Raw genomic sequence first — 15,067 nt, 5'->3', positions numbered from 1 at the left:
GTCTTCAGGGGCTGTCCTGTTCGCTCAGTCGGGTGCGACGAGGTAAGGTGTTGTCCCTGTGGTTGCGGGGCCGGGCTTTGAGGCATCGGCTTGTTGCAACCGCTGGTACGCGTCGCCCACATGATGGGACATCAGTGTTTCGCAGCGCTGTGCATCGGCGTCCCGCAAAGCCTGCGCGATCTCCCTGTGCTCGGTGATGGAGACCTTCATGCCGATGTCCTGTGACAGGTTTTTCAGCCGTGACAGATGCAGCTTCTGCACGATCCCGCGGTAAGTGTCGGAGAGCTGGCGGTTGCCCGCGGCCTCGACGATGGCCCAGTGAAAACGCAGGTTCTCCGAGTAGTAGCGCTGCACGTCATGCTGTGCGGCCGCTTGCTGCATGGCCTGGTTGGAGGTGTCCAGCAGCTTAAGCAGCGCATAGCGCTGAGCGGCCGGAAGGTGCGCGGCGCAGCGCCCGGCAAAGCCGTCCAGCAGGCCGCGCATTTGATAGAGGTCGCGCACTTCGGCGGCGTCCAGCTGGCGCACAAACACGCCGGAGTGCTTGCGCGAAATCACCAGCCCCGAGCTTTCAAGCTCGCGCAAGGCTTCACGTACCGGCACTCGGGAAACCTGCAGGCGACTGGCCACGTCCGGTTCATTAATGCGCTGGCCCGGAACCAGCACCCCCTTGAGGATCAGCGCCAGCATGTCGTCGCGAACCAGCTTGGACAGCGAGATGTCGCGCACGGTATCGAAATGCGCGGCGGGAAATTCCGTCAACCATGGGAGCGGGGAAGTCATGCTTGGATTCGTTATTTCGTATACGAAAATGAATTCTGCCAGTAAACATTCGCTGCAAACCAGGTGATGAAGGCCTTTTTCTAAGGGTTTACGCGAGTGACTCACCGCCACCGCGGTGGGGGTTGTCGCTCTGACTGGTTGCCAGAGCGTGACGTTGGATCAGGGGGAGGTGAGAGCTGCTGGATATGCCAGTTGGCCCAAATCAGTGAGCAAGGCAGCGTTGATGGCCCTAACGCGGTCCTGCCAACACCGCATCGGTGGCCGACGACACCAGCGAAGCGGGTCATGCGAAAAGTACCGCCTGAAACCAGTGGAGCAGCGAGGAAGAAGAAAAGAAAGAAAAAAAGGGGCGAGGCGCTTGCCCGTGTTTACGGCAGGCGCTTGTCGTCACGCACTTCACGTACTTCGACGTCCACCACGTCGCCGGCACGAGGGTTGGCCGGGTTGCCTTGGCTGGCGCCACCCGGCCACATACCCTGGGGCGAGTAGCGCTGGAAGCGGCCGAACACCACGGCGGGCGCCGGCTTGCGACCGGTGACCAGGGACTTCAGCAGGCTGAGGGCAACGACGATCAGCGCGGCCACCAGCAGGCTGACGGCGAACACCGCCGCAAACAGGCCCAGCACCAGTTTGAGGAAAAAACGCAAAATTTTGCTGATCAAAGCGGAGCACCCGTTAAAAGGTTTAAACCTCCTACATGGAGCCGGGAAGCGCTATTTCAAGCTGGGAGGCATGCTGGATGGATCACCAGCGAATGCCCAGCTTGACAAACAGCTTGCTCAGCACAAACAGCGGGCCGACCCACAGATACTGGATGTCTTCAAAGAATGAGGGCTTTTTGCCTTCTATCTTGTGGCCGATGAACTGCAAGATCCAGGCGCCGACAAAAATGGCGATGCAGATCGGCAGCACCAGCGAGCCCATGGCAAATATCACGCCCAGGAACACCGCAGACCACAGCGCCATGGTCGCAAAGAACACCGCGGACAGGCGTGCGTAGTACACCATGCTGGCCGCGACAAAGGCATAGGCTACATAGGGATGCAGTGCAAACAGCATGCCGACCAGGCTCAGCATGATGAGCGGGATGGCGATGAAATGGATCAGTTCGTTGCGCGGGTTCTGGTGGCTTTCGCCATAGTGCGCCAGCAATTGGTCAACCTTGCGCGGTCCGGCAACGGCATCGGGGATGTCCGCTATGTCGTTCATGTATGTCTCCAGCGGCGGGGATCGCCTATGGGCGGATTTTCCGCCAGGCCGCCAGAACCGGAGCGGCGATTTACACAAGGTAACGCAGGCCGGGAGTGGCCTGCGAACTTTGTACTTAGCGGCTGTGCTTGCCGATCAGGTCGGCGTGATTTTCGCGGTCTTGATAATCCGGCTCCAGCGGTCTATTTCGCTTTTCAGGAAGCGGCCGAATTCTTCTGAACCCTTTTGTGAGACACGAAAGCCTTGCTGCTTGGCGCGCTCTTCCACTTCCGCGCTGTACATGATCTTGATCATCTCGCGTGAGAATTTATCCACGATGTCATCCGGTGTCTTGGCCGGGAGCATGGCGCCCGTCCAGTTTTCGACAAAGAGGCCAGTCATACCGGCCTCGAAAGCAGTCGGGACATCAGGCACCCCCGGGTGCCGGCCCAGGCTGCAGATCGCGATCGCGCGCAGTTTTCCACCTTTGACGTGAGCGATCGATTCCGGATAGTTGGAAAAAATCACGTCCAGCTGGCCACCGATCAGGTCGACCATCGATGGCGCGCCGCCGCGGTAGGGCACATGGATCATCTTCGTTTTGTTCAGCTCGCAGAACAAGGCCATGGTCAGGTGTGCCGGAGTACCGTTGCCGCTCGAGCCCGCGCTCAGCTGCTTGGTTTTAGACACCGCCATCAGGTCCTTGAAGTCCTTGATCGGACTGGCAGCGGGAACAACCACAAGCATCGGCGAATTGGCCAGCAGGGCGACAGGGCGCAGGTCCTTGGTGAAACTGTAAGCCGCATTGGGATAGAGAGACACGTTCGCGGCGTGCGTCAACGTGATGGCCAGGATGGTATTGCCGTCGGGTGGTGATTTGGCGACCAGTTCGGCGCCGATCTGCGCGTTTCCGCCGGCCTTGTTTTCGACAATCACTGAAGTTTTCCACGCTTCAGACAGCTTTTGGGCGACCGTGCGGGCCATCATGTCGGTCAGGCCACCGGGCGTGAACGGGACTACATACTTGATGGTGCTGCCTGGTTTGGGAAAGGTCTGTTGGGCCAGTCCCAGGCCCGGAACGCCCGTCAGGGCTGCACCTGCTGATGCCAATACGATGTCGCGACGTTTCATGCCTGCTCCTGTTGATTGAATAATTGTTAACCCACTAACTGATCCAACTGAGATTTGAGTGCATCGGGAATGCTGAGTCCCGTCTGTAGTGCTTTCGTTTCGAGCGCGAGGCGCCGCGCGCCGGCCAAGCGTACGCCGTCATCCAGCAGCATTTCGGCGATTACGGTTTCCATGCGTTCAAAATAAGTGTCTGTGCCTGCAAGCGCGCCCGGGTCAATCAGGATGAAAGCCTGGCCGATGCGCGGCTGATTACCTTCATCGACAAAAAACGATGATGCCTCAAAAGCAAACTGCGCGCCAATCACGGCTGTCACCAACAGCTCCACCATCAACGCCAGCATGGAACCTTTGGGGCTGCTCACGGCACCCAGCGGTAGCATGGAGCCCTCCAGGGCCGCCTGTGCGTCCGTTGTGGGCCGGCCTTGTGCATCCAGCGCCCAGCCCAGCGGAATGGCCTTGCCTTCCTTGGCCGCAACCATGACCTTGCCGCGCGCTACTTCGCTCAGTGACAGGTCAATCAACAGGGGGTCGGCATTCCTGCGGGGAAACGCGGCGGCAATCGGGTTGGTCCCAAAGACCGGGTGCTTGCCGCCTGCCGCCGGCATGGCCGCCGGCGCATTGGCAAAGCCCAGGCCCACCAGGCCCGCATCGGTTGCGGCGCGCAGGTGGTCCACCAAGACGCCGCAATGGTGGCTGTTGGTCACTCCGGCAAAACACACGCCCAGTTCCCGGGCGGTTGTGATGGCGGTGGAGATTGCCAGGTCGCAGGCGGGGAAGGCGAGGCCCTGCCTTGCATCCACCAGCACGGCCGCACCTTTTTTGTGCGCCACGACGGCGACGGCATGGCCGTCTGCCCGGCCGTTGCGAAGATGGGTGGCGTATTGCGGCACGCGGCTTAAACCATGCGAAGCGAGCCCTTGCGCTTCGGCGCGAACCAGTGCTCTCGCGGTGGTGGCCGCCATGGCCTCCGCCGCGCCCGCCTTGCGCAGCGCCAGCGTGGCAAGACGGGTTGCTTCCTCAATAGACAGTTGGACCATTACTTCAAGTTCTCCAGCACCTTGTCTGCAATCATGAACGATACGCGTTCATTTGATTGCATGCTGACACCCGAAATGTGTGGTGTAAGCAACAGGTTGGGGCAGCTTTGCAAGGCCGCGCTCATCGGCAGGGGCTCGACGTCAAAGACATCGATGGCCGCACCGCCCAGGTGCCCCGACCGCAGTGCCGCGCTGACAGCTGCGATGTCCACGATGTGGCCCCGCGACGTATTGATCAGCACGGCCCCTTTTTTCATCCGGCCGATGCATGCCGCGCTAAACAGCCCGCGCGTCGTATCAACCAGGGGCACGTGCAATGTGACGGCATCCGCGTTGCTGATGAGTTCGTCCAGCCCGGCATAACGAACGCCGGCCTGCGCGAAGAGGGGCGCATCGGGCGCCAGCATCGCGTCGTAAGCGATCACTTGCATGCCAAGGCCGCGCGCCAGCCGCGCCGTGGTCTGGCCTATGGAGCCGAAACCTATGATGCCCAGCGTCTGCCCGGCGGTTTCGCGCCCGTTGCCCAGCGCCGCCCGCGGCCACTCGCCGGCGGCCACCGCCGCGCTGGAAGCAAAGGCGCCGCGCAGCAGCAGCATGGTGCTGGCGATCACGTATTCGGCCACGCTGAGGGCATTGGCGCCGGTGGCGGGGATCACCTTGATGCCTTTGGCTTCGCAGGCCGGCACGTCGATGTTGTCCAGCCCGACACCGAGCCGGCCCACCACCTTGCAGTGTGTGAGCGCTGCGAGCAGCTCGCCGCGTACCTGCGTCAGGTTGCGCACGACCAGCGCATCGGCTTTGGCCGCCTCGGCGCGCAGGCGGGTGGCATTACCCACCAGTTGCGGGTCGTAGAGCACCTCGTGTGCCGCCTCAAGCCGCGCCACGGCGCGCTCGTCCATGAATTCACAGATGACTATGCGCGCCATGCGTCCTCCGCTTTACGCTGATTCGAACAGGCGGGTCAAGACGAACTCACGGTGGCCCAGTGCCTCGGCGGCGGTCAGGCGGCCGTTGGCCGTGCGCAGCATGTTTTCCAGCAGCTTGTCGCCGGCCTGGTCCAGCGTGATCTCGCGTTGCAACAGGCCCGAGGTGTCCACGTCGATGTGCTCGCTCATCAGGCGCACGGTGCGCGGGTTCGAGCAGATCTTGATCACCGGAACGATGGCGTTGCCGATCACATTGCCCTGGCCCGTGGGGAAGAAGTGCACGGCATAACCGGAGGCTGCGCACAAGGTCACCATTTCGGCGGCGGCGCTGGATGAGTCCATGAACCACAGGCCGGGGTGCGTGGGCTTCTCGGCCTTGTCGATGACGCCGTCCACGGTGCAGACCTTGCCGATCTTCTGGATGTTGCCCAGGGCTTTTTCCTCGATGGTCGTGAGGCCGCCGGCGATGTTGCCCTTGGTCGGCTGCGAGTCTGAGAGGTCGCTGGTCTTGTGGCGGTTGATCATGTCCTGGTAGCGGTTGAACATGAACATGAACTGGTCGCGCACCGCGTCACTGGCGCAGCGGTCGGCCACGATTTTTTCGCCGCCCGTGATTTCCGAGGTCTCGCCGAAGCACAGGTAGTTGCCCAGCGGGTGCAGCTTGTCGAAGGCGTTGCCCACCGTGGGGTTGGCGCCGCAGCCGGACGTGGTGTCGGACTCGCCGCACTTGGTGGAAACCCAGAGTTCGGAGATGCCGCAGACCTCGCGCTGCTTCTCGCTGGCCCACTGCACGTATTCGCGCGCCGCCTTGGAGGCCTTCATGATGGTTTCGTGGTCGCCGTGGCCTTCGATGCCGAAGCCGATCACCGGCTTGCCGGTGGTCGCGATGCCGTCGACCACCTTTTTGGTCCAGCTGTCTTCAATGCCGATCACCACCACGGCCGCGACGTTGGGGTTGCAGCCCGCGCCTATCAGTGTGCGGAAGTGCAGCTCCAAGTCGGCGCCGAATTGCAGGCGACCGTAGGGGTGCGGGATCGCCATGCTGCCCTTGATGTTGTGGGCCACGGCTTCGGCCGCCGCATTGGACAGGTCGTCCAGCGGCAGGATGATGACGTGGTTGCGCACGCCGACTCGGCCGTTCTCGCGGCGATAGCCCAGGAATGTGGTGTCTTTGTTAATGACTGACATGAGGAATCCTTTAAAAAATTGATCGGATTGATGGTGCGCCCGGCGTAGCGAGCGGGCGGCAGGCTAGGCGCAAACCACAGCCGGGCTTTGGCCCGGCGAGGATTTGCAACGACGCATCCCGCCCGCGCAGTAGCCGGGAGCGCCATCAATCACCAGCGTTTGGTTTTGATGTTATGGACATGCGCATGCTGGCCCGCCTTGATGTTGGCGACGACCTTGCCCATGTCGATGCCGTACTTCAGCACCGTATCGCCGACGGCCATGTCCTTGAGCGCCACCTTGTGGCCTATGGGGATGTCCTGCTGGGCCTGCACGTTGATCATGCGGTCCTCGTCCATGATCCAGCCGGTCATGGCGGTTCCTGCTTTCACACCTTCCACCACCACAACGGCCACGGTGTCTTTGGCGTCATGCAATACAAAATGAATCATGGGTTCTCCATCAAGGGGCCTGGGTTAATTCGAGCCGCCAGTTTTATGGACGCCCACGACCTTGTCAATTGACTCATATATATGACTTGTACGACCCAGCCATCGGTGTTTCAATGGCGGCCGTGACCGAAAAAAAACTATCCACTCCCCTGCGCCCGCTGGCGGGCGGGGACACGCTGCCGCTGTACCGCCAGGTCAAGCGCGAGCTGCAAAAGCTCATAGAAGCTGGGCACTACGGTCCGGGTAAACCCCTGCCCAGCGAAGCCGAAATCGCCGGGATTTTGCAGGTGAGCGTGGGCACTTTGCGCCATGCGGTGGACGAACTGGTGCATGAGCACGTGCTGGTGCGCAGGCAGGGCAAGGGCACTTTTGTGGCGCCGCACACCAGTGCGCGCTTCATGTTCCAGTTTTTCCATGTGGAGCCGCGCTGGAACTTCGGTGACGAAGAAGAGGCGCTCGAGCGTGACTATCCCGAAATCGATTGCATCGCCTTTGCGCGCGAACGGGCGACCGAGTTCGAAGCCTCCGCCCTGCGCATCAAGGCCGGCGAGGCCGTGTTCAGGGTAGAGAACCGGCTCGCTTTGCGCGGCCGCGTGGTGATGCACGACAGGCTCTCGATTTCGGCGGCTCTCTTTCGCAACCTCACCGAAAAGCGCTTCGTCGAAAGGCCCAGCACGATTTACGCGCTTTACCAGACCGACTTCGGCATCACCGTGCTGCGCGCCCAGGAGCGCGCACGCGCGGCGGCGGCCGACAAGGCCACGGCTCGCGTGCTGGGCGTGGCGGCGGGCGCCCCGGTGATGGAGGTGCACCGGCTGGCCTTGACCTTTGGCGACAAGCCGGTCGAGTACCGCGTGTCGACCATCAACACCCAGGCGCACGACTACGTCAGTGTGCTGTCCAAGAAAGCATGAGCATGGACCTTGGTTTTCTGCTCGAAAAAGCCCGGCTGGCCGGCATGGAAGCAGCCATCCGCATCAAGCAGGCGCGCGCCGCCCTGCAGCCGGCGGACGTCAGCCAGAAAGCACCCGGTGACTGGGTCACACGCTTTGACCGCGAAGTGGAAGAGGACCTGCAGGAAGCCTTGCAGCAGGCCCTGCCGGAAGGCCGCTTTGTCGGCGAAGAGGGCGGCGGCGAGTTGACGGACGAGCCCACCTGGCTGGTGGACCCGATTGACGGTACGGCGAATTTTGCGCGCGGCTATCCGCAGTACGCGGTGTCGATTGCACTCTGCGTGGGCCGCGAGCCGGTGCTGGGCGTGGTGGTCGATCCTTCGCGCGACGAAGTTTTCACGGCCGCGAACGGCCTGGGTGCGTGGCTGAACGGACAGCGCATCGCCTGCGCCGGGCCGCACCTGCCGGGCCAGTGCCTGGTCGCCACGGTGTTTCCCAAACCCGGCGCGCCCTTCATGGACGACTACCTCGCCGAATTCGGCCGCGTGCTGAAGACCTTCGGGCAGGTTCGCCGCAGCGGCGCGATGGTGCTGGAGCTGGCCTATGTCGCGGCCGGCAGGGCCGACGCTTTCTGGGAGCGCGGCATGGGCGCCTGGGACGCGGCGGCCGGCGCGGTGCTGCTGCGCGAAGCCGGTGCTGTGATGCATGCGATGGACGGCCTGCCGCTGCTGGAAAGCCGCATGCTGGTGGCCGGCAGCCCGGCCGGCGCCGCCTTGCTCGAAGGCGTGCTCAAGCACCCATGAGGCGGGCATCGCCTCGCTGATCTCTTCCTGATTATTTTGACTGGGTCCCGATGATTCTCAAATGGCGCTTGCAGCTGGTTTCGTATTTCCCGGGTGTGCTGGTGTGCATGGTGATTGCGCTGGCGGCCACCTTTGTGTCCGAGCACTACGGCGGGCCGCAACTGCTGTATGCGCTGCTGATAGGCCTGGCCTTTCATTTCCTGAACAGCAACCCGCAGACGGCCAAAGGCATAGGTTTTTGCGGCCGTGTGGTGCTGAGGGTCGGCGTGGCGCTGCTGGGTGCGCGCATCACCTTTTCGCAAGTGGCCCAGCTGGGCCTGGGGACCGCGGCGGTGATCGTGCTGGCGGTGCTGCTCACGATAGGGCTGGGCCTGCTGCTGGCGCGCTGGTTCAAGTGCTCGCGCGACGAAGGCCTGCTCTCGGGCGGTGCGGTGGCGATTTGCGGCGCGTCGGCGGCGCTGGCGATTTCGTCCGTGCTGCCCCAGACCAAGGAGAACGAGCGCTTCACCTTGCTCGCCGTCGTGGGCGTCACGGTGCTGTCGACGCTGGCCATGGTGGTCTACCCCTTCAGTCTCCAGGCCTTAGGCCTGCTGCCGGGGCAGGCCGGCATCGTGCTGGGCGGCTCCATCCACGACGTGGCACAGGTGGTGGCGGCCGGCATGATACTGGGCCCGCAGGCCGGCGACACGGCGACGGTGGTCAAGCTGTTCCGCGTCATGATGCTGATGCCCGTGGTGCTGGCGGTGGCGGTGATGTACCGCAAGCATCCGGCCGTGAAGGTGCCGGAAACCGAGGTGCCGCTGGTGCCGGGCTTTTTGCTGGCTTTTGTTGTGCTGGTGATGCTGGCCAGCGCCGGCCTGATCAGCCCGCCACTGGTTCAACTGGCCGGTGATGCCTCACGCTGGATGCTGGTGACGGCGATTGCCGCCGCCGGTGTCAAGACCAGCTWCGAGGACTTGCTCAAGCTCGGCTGGAAGCCAGTGGCGTTGCTGGTCACCGAAACCGTCTTTATCGTGGTCTTTGTGGTGGCCGCGGTCTTGCTGCTGCGGCTCGGCGGCGCCTGAAGAAGCGTTCAGCCCAGCAAGGCCTGCGCAAACTCGCGCGCGTTGAAGGTTTCCAGGTCTTCAAGCTGCTCGCCCACACCGATGAAATACACCGACACGGGGCGCAGCGCCGGCGAAGCCAGGGCGCGCTCGCGGGCCCACAGCGCGATGGCGGCAAGCACGCCGCCCTTGGCCGTGCCGTCCAGTTTGGTCACGATGAGGCCCGTCAGCTGCAGCGTGTCGTCAAAGGCCTTGACCTGGGCCAGAGCGTTCTGGCCGGTGTTGCCGTCGATCACCAGCAGTATTTCGTGGGGAGCCGTGGCGTCCGCCTTTTGCACCACGCGCTTGATCTTGCGCAGCTCTTCCATCAGGTGCAACTGCGTGGGCAGGCGGCCGGCGGTATCGACCAGCACCACATCCTTGCCGCGCGCCTTGCCGGCACTGACGGCGTCGAAACTCACGGCGGCCGGGTCGCCGCCTTCCTGGCTCACGATCTCGACGGTGTTGCGGTCGGCCCAGACGCTGAGCTGCTCGCGCGCGGCCGCGCGAAAGGTGTCGGCCGCTGCCAGCAACACCGAGGCGCCTTCGCTGGCGAGGTGGCGCGTGAGCTTGCCGATCGACGTGGTCTTGCCAGCGCCGTTCACGCCGGTCACCATGATCACGGTGGGCTGGTACTGGCCAATCACCAGCGGCTGCTCCAGCGGTTTGAGCAGTTGCGCGATGGAATCCACCAGCGCGTTCTTGACGGCCACGGGGTGGGTCATGCCGCCTTCGCGCACCCTGCGCTTGACGTCGGCCAGCAGGTGTTCGGTGGCCTTGGTGCCGGCGTCGGCCATCAGCAAGGCGGTTTCCAGATCTTCGTAAAGCGCATCATCGATGCGGCTGCCGGTGAACACGGTGGAGATGCTGGAGCCGGTCTTGCGCAGGCCGGCCTGCAGCTTGCCCAGCCAGCGCTCACGCTCCGGCGCGATGGCGCCCGGGACCGGAATGGCGATGGGTGTGACCAGCGCGCTGCCTATCAACCCACCCCCGGCAGGCGCCGGCGCGGGGGCGGCCGCGTCTGCGCCGTCCGCAGCGGGCGGGGCGGCAGGGGCCGGAGAAGGCGCGGCGGCGGGGGGCGGGGATTTTTTCTTGAAAAAACTGAACATTGGGTATGCTTGCGGAGTCCTAGTGGGCTGTTGCACCATTGCGGGGCAATGTGCGGCGCCACCCAGCTATTCTATGAAACACCCCAGACAAACCCTTTTGACGCCACCAGTACCCCTTTCCCACCCTGTTTTCCGCTTTCCCCGTGTCCCGGCCCTTCTGCTGGCGCTGTGCCTTGCTGGCACCGCCTTTGCCCAGGCCGCCGCCCCGGCGCCGGTGGAAAAATTCACGCTGGCCAACGGCCTCACGGTGATTGTCAAACCCGACCACCGCGCGCCTACGGTGGCGCACATGCTGTGGGTGCGGGTCGGCTCCATGGACGAGGTGGACGGCACCTCCGGTGTGGCCCATGCGCTGGAGCACATGATGTTCAAGGGCACGCCGACGGTGAAGCCCGGCGATTTTTCCAAGCGGGTTGCCGCGCTGGGCGGCCGTGACAACGCCTTCACCAGCCGCGACAGCACCGGTTACCACCAGCAGATTCCCGCCGGCAAACTTGAAGAGGTGATGCGCCTGGAGGCCGACCGCTTTGCCCACATGCAGTGGCCCGACGAAGAGTTCAAGCGCGAGATCGAGGTGGTCAAGGAGGAGCGCCGCCTGCGCACCGAGGATTCGCCGCGCGCCATGTTGTACGAGCAAGGCACGGCCATGGCCTTCATGACCTCGCCCTACCGGCGCCCTGTCGTCGGCTGGATGAGCGACCTGGACGCCATGACGCCGGCCGACGTGCGCGATTTCCACCGGCGCTGGTATGTGCCGGCCAATGCGGCCGTGGTGGTGGCGGGCGACGTGGAAGTCGCGCAGGTCAGGAAACTGGTCGAGAAATACTACGGTGGCATCCCCGCCCGGCCGGTGCCCGTGCGTAAGCCTCGCGATGAGCCAGAGCAGGACGGCCTGCGCCGCCTCGACTACAAGGCCCCGGCGAGCCAGGCTTACGTCGGCATGTCTTTCAAGGTGCCCAAGCTGGAGCCGGCCGACCTCGCGGATGCGGTCGCCGGCGTACCGGCCTCGCCGACGGCTGCGGGTAGCCGCGACGCTTTGGCACTGACCGTGCTGGCCGCGGTGCTCGACGGCTATGGCGGTGCACGCCTGGAGCGGGCCCTGGGGCAGGGCGATAACCGGGTGTCCGACGGCGCGGGTGCCTCCAATGGCCTGATGGGGCGAGGGCCGCAGCTTTTTGTGCTCGACGGCGTTCCCGCGGACGGCAAGACCACCCAGCAGGTGGCCGAGGCCCTGCACCGCGAAGTGGCGCTCATCGCGCGGGAAGGCGTGAGCGAGGCGGAACTCAAGCGCGTCAAAACGCAGTGGGTGGCCAGCGAGATCTACAAGCTCGACTCCGTCTTCAGCCAGGCGCGCGAACTGGGCTCCAACTGGGTACAGGGCTTGCCGCTGGACGGCAGCGAACGTGTGATTGCCGGCCTGCGCCGCGTCACGGCCGCCGAAGTGCAGGCGGTGGCGGCCAAATACTTCGGCGACGACCAGATGACCCAGGTCACCTTGCTGCCGCAACCCGTAGACCCCAATCGCAAACCGCGCAAGCCGGCACTCCCCATCCGCCATGACGGCTCCTGAACCCGACACCCGAATCCTCATGAACATCGCCACGAAAAAAAGGGCTCACAGCCCTCTCACCCTCTGGGTTGCCGGCTTTTTGTGCCTGTGCCTGCAGGCAACGGCCGGCGCGGCCATCCCCATCCAGCAATGGACGCAAGCGAACGGCGCGCAGGTTTACCTGGTTGAAAGCCCGGCCATCGCCATGCTGGATGTGCAGATCGACTTCGATGCCGGCACCCGGCGCGACCCGGCCGCCCAGGCGGGCCTGGCGAGCATGACCATGACCATGCTGGACAAAGGCGTGCATGCGTCCGGACCAGAAATATGCGAGGGGCTGTGCGCTTCGGAGCCGGCGCTTGACGAGAATGCGCTCAGTGAGGCCTGGGCCGACCTGGGCGCCCAGTTCGGCGCCAGCGCCACGGGTGAGCGCCTGGGTTTTTCGCTGCGCTCCCTGACCGATCCCGAATTGCTCGACAAGGCCGTGGCGCTTGCGGCGCGCCAGATCGCCGAGCCGTCCTTTCCCAACGCCATCTGGCAGCGTGAACGTGAGCGCATGGTGGCTTCGCTCAAGGAGTCCTATACCCGGCCCGGCAGCATCATTGCCCGTGCCTACGCCAAAGCGGTTTACGGCACTCACCCCTACGGCTACGAAGTGACGGAGGCCACGCTGGCGCGCATCAGCGTGGCCGACATGCGCGCTTTCTACAGTGTCGGCGTGGCGGCTTGCCGCGCGCGCGTCAGCATGGTGGGCGCCGTGACGCGCGCGCAGGCTGATGCGATCGCGGCGCGCCTGTTGTCGCGCCTGCCGCAGGTGGCGTGCGCCGGCCTGCCGCCCTTGCCGGAGGTGGCCGAAGTGGCGCCGCTGGCCCAGGCCGAGGAAAAGCGCATTCCCTTTGATTCGGCGCAGGCCCATGTGCTGATAGGCCAGCCCGGCTTCAAGCGCGCCGACCCGGATTATTTCGCGCTGACCGTCGGCAACTACATCCTGGGCGGCGGCGGGTTTGTCTCGCGCCTGACGCGGGAAGTGCGTGAAAAGCGGGGGTTGACTTACGGCGTTACCAGCTATTTCTCGCCCGGCCTGCATGCCGGCAGCTTCACCGTGAGCCTGCAGACGCGGCCCGACCAGGCCGACCAGGCGGTGAAGCTGGCGCGTGAGGTGGTCAAGGACTTTGTCGCCGATGGCCCCACCGAGGCCGAACTGAAGGCCGCCAAGGACAACCTCATAGGCGGTTTTGCGCTGCGCATCGACAGCAACCGCAAGCTGCTGGACAACATCGCGAGCATCGCCTGGAACAAGCTGCCGCTGGATTACCTGGACACCTGGACGCAGCAGGTGGACAAGGTGACGGTGGCCGACATCAAGGCCGCTTTTGCGCGCAAGCTGCAGCCTGAGAAAATGGTCACTGTTATCCTCGGCGCCGCACCATGAAATACACCCCCGCACCCACAGAAACCCCCGCCGGCAAAAAACCGCGTCCCAAGGGCGGCAAGGTGGTGGGCCGCAAGACCGTGCCGCCCGGCGAAATTCGCATCATCGGCGGGCTGTACAAACGCACCAAGCTGCCGGTGCCCAGCAAGCCCGGCCTGCGTCCCACGCCCGACCGCGTGCGCGAAACCTTGTTCAACTGGCTGGGCCAGGACCTGACGGGCTGGCGCTGCATGGACGTGTTCGCCGGCACCGGTGCGCTGGGTTTTGAGGCCGCCTCGCGCGGCGCCGCCGACGTGCTGCTGTGCGAGCAGGACCCGGCCCTGGTGCTGCAGCTCAAGGCGGTGCAGGCCAGGCTCAAGGCCGACATGTGCCGCATCGAGCGCGGCGACGGGCTCAGTGCGCTCAAGCGCGTTTCCCCCGGCAGCCTGCAACTGGTGCTGCTGGACCCGCCCTTTGAGTCCATGCTGTTCGAATCCGCGCTGCAGGCCGCGGCGCGGGCCATAGGCCCGACCGGCCTGGTGTACCTGGAATCCCCCAAAGCCTGGACTGACGAGGAATTGCTGCCACTGGGCCTCAAGCTGCACCGCAACGGCAAGGCCGGCGCCGTGCATTTCCACCTGCTGGCCGGGCTGGGCGCGCCCGCGGCCTGATACCGTTCACGAGTCCGGCGGCCTTGCCTGCCGCGTGGTTACAAGAGACCAGCCGGCCGGTTGCAGCGGTGGGGCGGGCATAATTCCAGCATGGCCACCCCGCGCATCGCTGTCTATTCCGGCACTTTTGACCCTTTCACGCTGGGCCATGGCGACGTGGTGCGCCGCGCGGCTGGGCTGTTTGACCAGATCGTCATCGCCGTGGCCGCAGCCCACCACAAGAAAACCCTGTTCTCGCTGGAGGCCCGCGTGGCGCAGGTACAGGCCGAAACAAGGGGCATTGCCGGCGCGGCCGTGCTGCCTTTTGACGGCCTGATCATGGATTTTTGCGCGGCGCAAAAGGCCTCGGCCGTGGTGCGCGGCATCCGCAACCTGACGGATTTCGACTACGAGGCCCAGATGGCGGCCATGAACCGCAAGCTGCGCCCGCAGGTGGAAACCGTGTTTTTGCTGCCTGACGCGCCGCTGCAATGCATCAGCAGCACGCTGGTGCGCGAGATCAGCAAGCTGGGCGGCGACGTAGCCCAGATGGTGAGCCCCGCGGTGGCGACAGCCCTGGCGGCCGCGCACCGGGCGGCGAAAGGAGGCTGAACATGGCCTTGATGATCACCGACGAATGCATCAACTGCGACGTCTGCGAGCCCGAATGCCCCAACCAGGCTATCTACCTGGGCCAGGAAATCTACGAGATCGATCCGCACAAATGCACCGAATGCGTCGGCCATTTCGACGAACCGCAGTGCGTGCAGGTCTGCCCCGTGGCCTGCATTCCCCTGAACCCGCAGCACATTGAAACGCGGGAAACTCTGTGGGAAAAATACCAGCGCCTGCAGGCCGTGATTCCTATCGTGACAGCCCGTTGAGGGCT

Annotated in this window: 17 protein-coding genes; 8 read left to right on the top strand and 9 right to left on the bottom strand. The window is 64.3% G+C overall.

The window, feature by feature from the left end:
* Positions 1-24: 24 nt before the first annotated feature.
* The 8 genes from AC1D1Y_RS00560 to AC1D1Y_RS00525 all read right to left on the bottom strand — a co-directional run bounded on the left by AC1D1Y_RS00560 (position 25) and on the right by AC1D1Y_RS00525 (position 6,681).
* Positions 25-780 carry an FCD domain-containing protein gene (locus AC1D1Y_RS00560; protein ID WP_477680622.1) on the bottom strand — a complete coding sequence of 252 codons (756 nt, stop codon included), beginning with the start codon at positions 778-780 and terminating at the stop codon, positions 25-27.
* 368 nt (positions 781-1,148) lie between these two features.
* Entirely contained in the window at positions 1,149-1,442 is a 294-nt protein-coding gene (locus AC1D1Y_RS00555; protein WP_477680621.1) for a hypothetical protein, read from the bottom strand.
* Between the two features lie 82 nt (positions 1,443-1,524).
* Positions 1,525-1,989, bottom strand: coding sequence for an Mpo1 family 2-hydroxy fatty acid dioxygenase (locus tag AC1D1Y_RS00550; RefSeq protein WP_477680620.1), 465 nt, complete (start codon positions 1,987-1,989; stop codon positions 1,525-1,527).
* A gap of 135 nt (positions 1,990-2,124) precedes the next feature.
* Positions 2,125-3,099: a Bug family tripartite tricarboxylate transporter substrate binding protein gene (locus tag AC1D1Y_RS00545; protein ID WP_477680619.1), complete on the bottom strand. Its 975-nt coding sequence runs from the start codon at positions 3,097-3,099 to the stop codon at positions 2,125-2,127.
* A 26-nt stretch (positions 3,100-3,125) separates the two neighbouring features.
* The gene (locus AC1D1Y_RS00540) at positions 3,126-4,136 is read right to left on the bottom strand and encodes an Ldh family oxidoreductase (protein ID WP_477680618.1); all 1,011 of its coding nucleotides are present in this window, start codon (positions 4,134-4,136) and stop codon (positions 3,126-3,128) included.
* A complete protein-coding gene (locus tag AC1D1Y_RS00535; protein ID WP_477680617.1) occupies positions 4,136-5,062 on the bottom strand; it encodes a hydroxyacid dehydrogenase in 927 nt (308 codons plus the stop codon). Before AC1D1Y_RS00535 ends, AC1D1Y_RS00540 begins: the two co-directional genes overlap by 1 nt.
* Positions 5,063-5,074: 12 nt before the next feature.
* Positions 5,075-6,250 (bottom strand): UxaA family hydrolase, encoded by a 1,176-nt coding sequence (locus AC1D1Y_RS00530; RefSeq protein WP_477653173.1) that lies wholly within the window; start codon positions 6,248-6,250, stop codon positions 5,075-5,077.
* 149 nt (positions 6,251-6,399) lie between these two features.
* Positions 6,400-6,681 (bottom strand): UxaA family hydrolase, encoded by a 282-nt coding sequence (locus AC1D1Y_RS00525; RefSeq protein ID WP_007862870.1) that lies wholly within the window; start codon positions 6,679-6,681, stop codon positions 6,400-6,402.
* Between the two features lie 113 nt (positions 6,682-6,794).
* Between AC1D1Y_RS00525 and AC1D1Y_RS00520 the strand changes: the two genes are divergently transcribed.
* Genes AC1D1Y_RS00520 through AC1D1Y_RS00510 form a run of 3 tightly spaced genes read left to right on the top strand, consistent with a single transcriptional unit; the run spans position 6,795 to position 9,441 of the window.
* Complete coding sequence (locus AC1D1Y_RS00520) at positions 6,795-7,595, top strand: GntR family transcriptional regulator (RefSeq protein WP_477680616.1); 801 nt, start codon at positions 6,795-6,797, stop codon at positions 7,593-7,595.
* Complete coding sequence (locus AC1D1Y_RS00515; protein ID WP_477680615.1) at positions 7,592-8,377, top strand: inositol monophosphatase family protein; 786 nt, start codon at positions 7,592-7,594, stop codon at positions 8,375-8,377. The genes AC1D1Y_RS00520 and AC1D1Y_RS00515 overlap by 4 nt, the downstream gene beginning before the upstream one ends.
* 50 nt (positions 8,378-8,427) lie before the next feature.
* Positions 8,428-9,441, top strand: coding sequence for a YeiH family protein (locus AC1D1Y_RS00510; protein WP_477680614.1), 1,014 nt, complete (start codon positions 8,428-8,430; stop codon positions 9,439-9,441).
* Between the two features lie 8 nt (positions 9,442-9,449).
* Here the strand turns inward: AC1D1Y_RS00510 and ftsY are convergent, their stop codons facing one another.
* On the bottom strand, positions 9,450-10,568 hold the full coding sequence (gene ftsY, locus AC1D1Y_RS00505) for a signal recognition particle-docking protein FtsY (RefSeq protein WP_477680613.1): 1,119 nt from the start codon (positions 10,566-10,568) through the stop codon (positions 9,450-9,452).
* 73 nt (positions 10,569-10,641) lie between these two features.
* Between ftsY and AC1D1Y_RS00500 the strand changes: the two genes are divergently transcribed.
* The 5 genes from AC1D1Y_RS00500 to AC1D1Y_RS00480 all read left to right on the top strand — a co-directional run bounded on the left by AC1D1Y_RS00500 (position 10,642) and on the right by AC1D1Y_RS00480 (position 15,062).
* Positions 10,642-12,138, top strand: a complete 1,497-nt coding sequence (locus AC1D1Y_RS00500) for a M16 family metallopeptidase (RefSeq protein WP_477680612.1) — start codon at positions 10,642-10,644, stop codon at positions 12,136-12,138.
* A 19-nt stretch (positions 12,139-12,157) separates the two neighbouring features.
* Entirely contained in the window at positions 12,158-13,549 is a 1,392-nt protein-coding gene (locus AC1D1Y_RS00495) for a M16 family metallopeptidase (protein WP_477680683.1), read from the top strand.
* Positions 13,546-14,199 carry a 16S rRNA (guanine(966)-N(2))-methyltransferase RsmD gene (rsmD, locus tag AC1D1Y_RS00490; protein WP_477680611.1) on the top strand — a complete coding sequence of 218 codons (654 nt, stop codon included), beginning with the start codon at positions 13,546-13,548 and terminating at the stop codon, positions 14,197-14,199. The genes AC1D1Y_RS00495 and rsmD overlap by 4 nt, the downstream gene beginning before the upstream one ends.
* A 90-nt stretch (positions 14,200-14,289) precedes the next feature.
* On the top strand, positions 14,290-14,790 hold the full coding sequence (coaD, locus tag AC1D1Y_RS00485) for a pantetheine-phosphate adenylyltransferase (protein ID WP_477680610.1): 501 nt from the start codon (positions 14,290-14,292) through the stop codon (positions 14,788-14,790).
* A 2-nt stretch (positions 14,791-14,792) separates the two neighbouring features.
* The gene (locus tag AC1D1Y_RS00480; RefSeq protein WP_477680609.1) at positions 14,793-15,062 is read left to right on the top strand and encodes a YfhL family 4Fe-4S dicluster ferredoxin; all 270 of its coding nucleotides are present in this window, start codon (positions 14,793-14,795) and stop codon (positions 15,060-15,062) included.
* The last annotated feature ends 5 nt before the right edge of the window (positions 15,063-15,067 follow it).

It is taken from the genome of Polaromonas sp. P1_G1 (genome assembly GCF_056405595.1).
Note: the sequence above shows the minus strand (reverse complement) of the source record. Positions and strands in the feature narration are given on the sequence as shown.

Bases quoted from the DNA above. Each gene is read 5' to 3' on its own strand.
- AC1D1Y_RS00560 (WP_477680622.1), bottom strand. From the start codon at position 780: ATGACTTCCCCGCTCCCATGGTTGACGGAATTTCCCGCCGCGCATTTC.
- AC1D1Y_RS00550 (WP_477680620.1), bottom strand. From the start codon at position 1,989: ATGAACGACATAGCGGACATCCCCGATGCCGTTGCCGGACCGCGCAAG.
- AC1D1Y_RS00545 (WP_477680619.1), bottom strand. From the start codon at position 3,099: ATGAAACGTCGCGACATCGTATTGGCATCAGCAGGTGCAGCCCTGACG.
- AC1D1Y_RS00540 (WP_477680618.1), bottom strand. From the start codon at position 4,136: ATGGTCCAACTGTCTATTGAGGAAGCAACCCGTCTTGCCACGCTGGCG.
- AC1D1Y_RS00535 (WP_477680617.1), bottom strand. From the start codon at position 5,062: ATGGCGCGCATAGTCATCTGTGAATTCATGGACGAGCGCGCCGTGGCG.
- AC1D1Y_RS00530 (WP_477653173.1), bottom strand. From the start codon at position 6,250: ATGTCAGTCATTAACAAAGACACCACATTCCTGGGCTATCGCCGCGAG.
- AC1D1Y_RS00525 (WP_007862870.1), bottom strand. From the start codon at position 6,681: ATGATTCATTTTGTATTGCATGACGCCAAAGACACCGTGGCCGTTGTG.
- AC1D1Y_RS00520 (WP_477680616.1), top strand. From the start codon at position 6,795: ATGGCGGCCGTGACCGAAAAAAAACTATCCACTCCCCTGCGCCCGCTG.
- AC1D1Y_RS00515 (WP_477680615.1), top strand. From the start codon at position 7,592: ATGAGCATGGACCTTGGTTTTCTGCTCGAAAAAGCCCGGCTGGCCGGC.
- ftsY (WP_477680613.1), bottom strand. From the start codon at position 10,568: ATGTTCAGTTTTTTCAAGAAAAAATCCCCGCCCCCCGCCGCCGCGCCT.
- AC1D1Y_RS00500 (WP_477680612.1), top strand. From the start codon at position 10,642: ATGAAACACCCCAGACAAACCCTTTTGACGCCACCAGTACCCCTTTCC.
- AC1D1Y_RS00495 (WP_477680683.1), top strand. From the start codon at position 12,158: ATGAACATCGCCACGAAAAAAAGGGCTCACAGCCCTCTCACCCTCTGG.
- rsmD (WP_477680611.1), top strand. From the start codon at position 13,546: ATGAAATACACCCCCGCACCCACAGAAACCCCCGCCGGCAAAAAACCG.
- coaD (WP_477680610.1), top strand. From the start codon at position 14,290: ATGGCCACCCCGCGCATCGCTGTCTATTCCGGCACTTTTGACCCTTTC.
- AC1D1Y_RS00480 (WP_477680609.1), top strand. From the start codon at position 14,793: ATGGCCTTGATGATCACCGACGAATGCATCAACTGCGACGTCTGCGAG.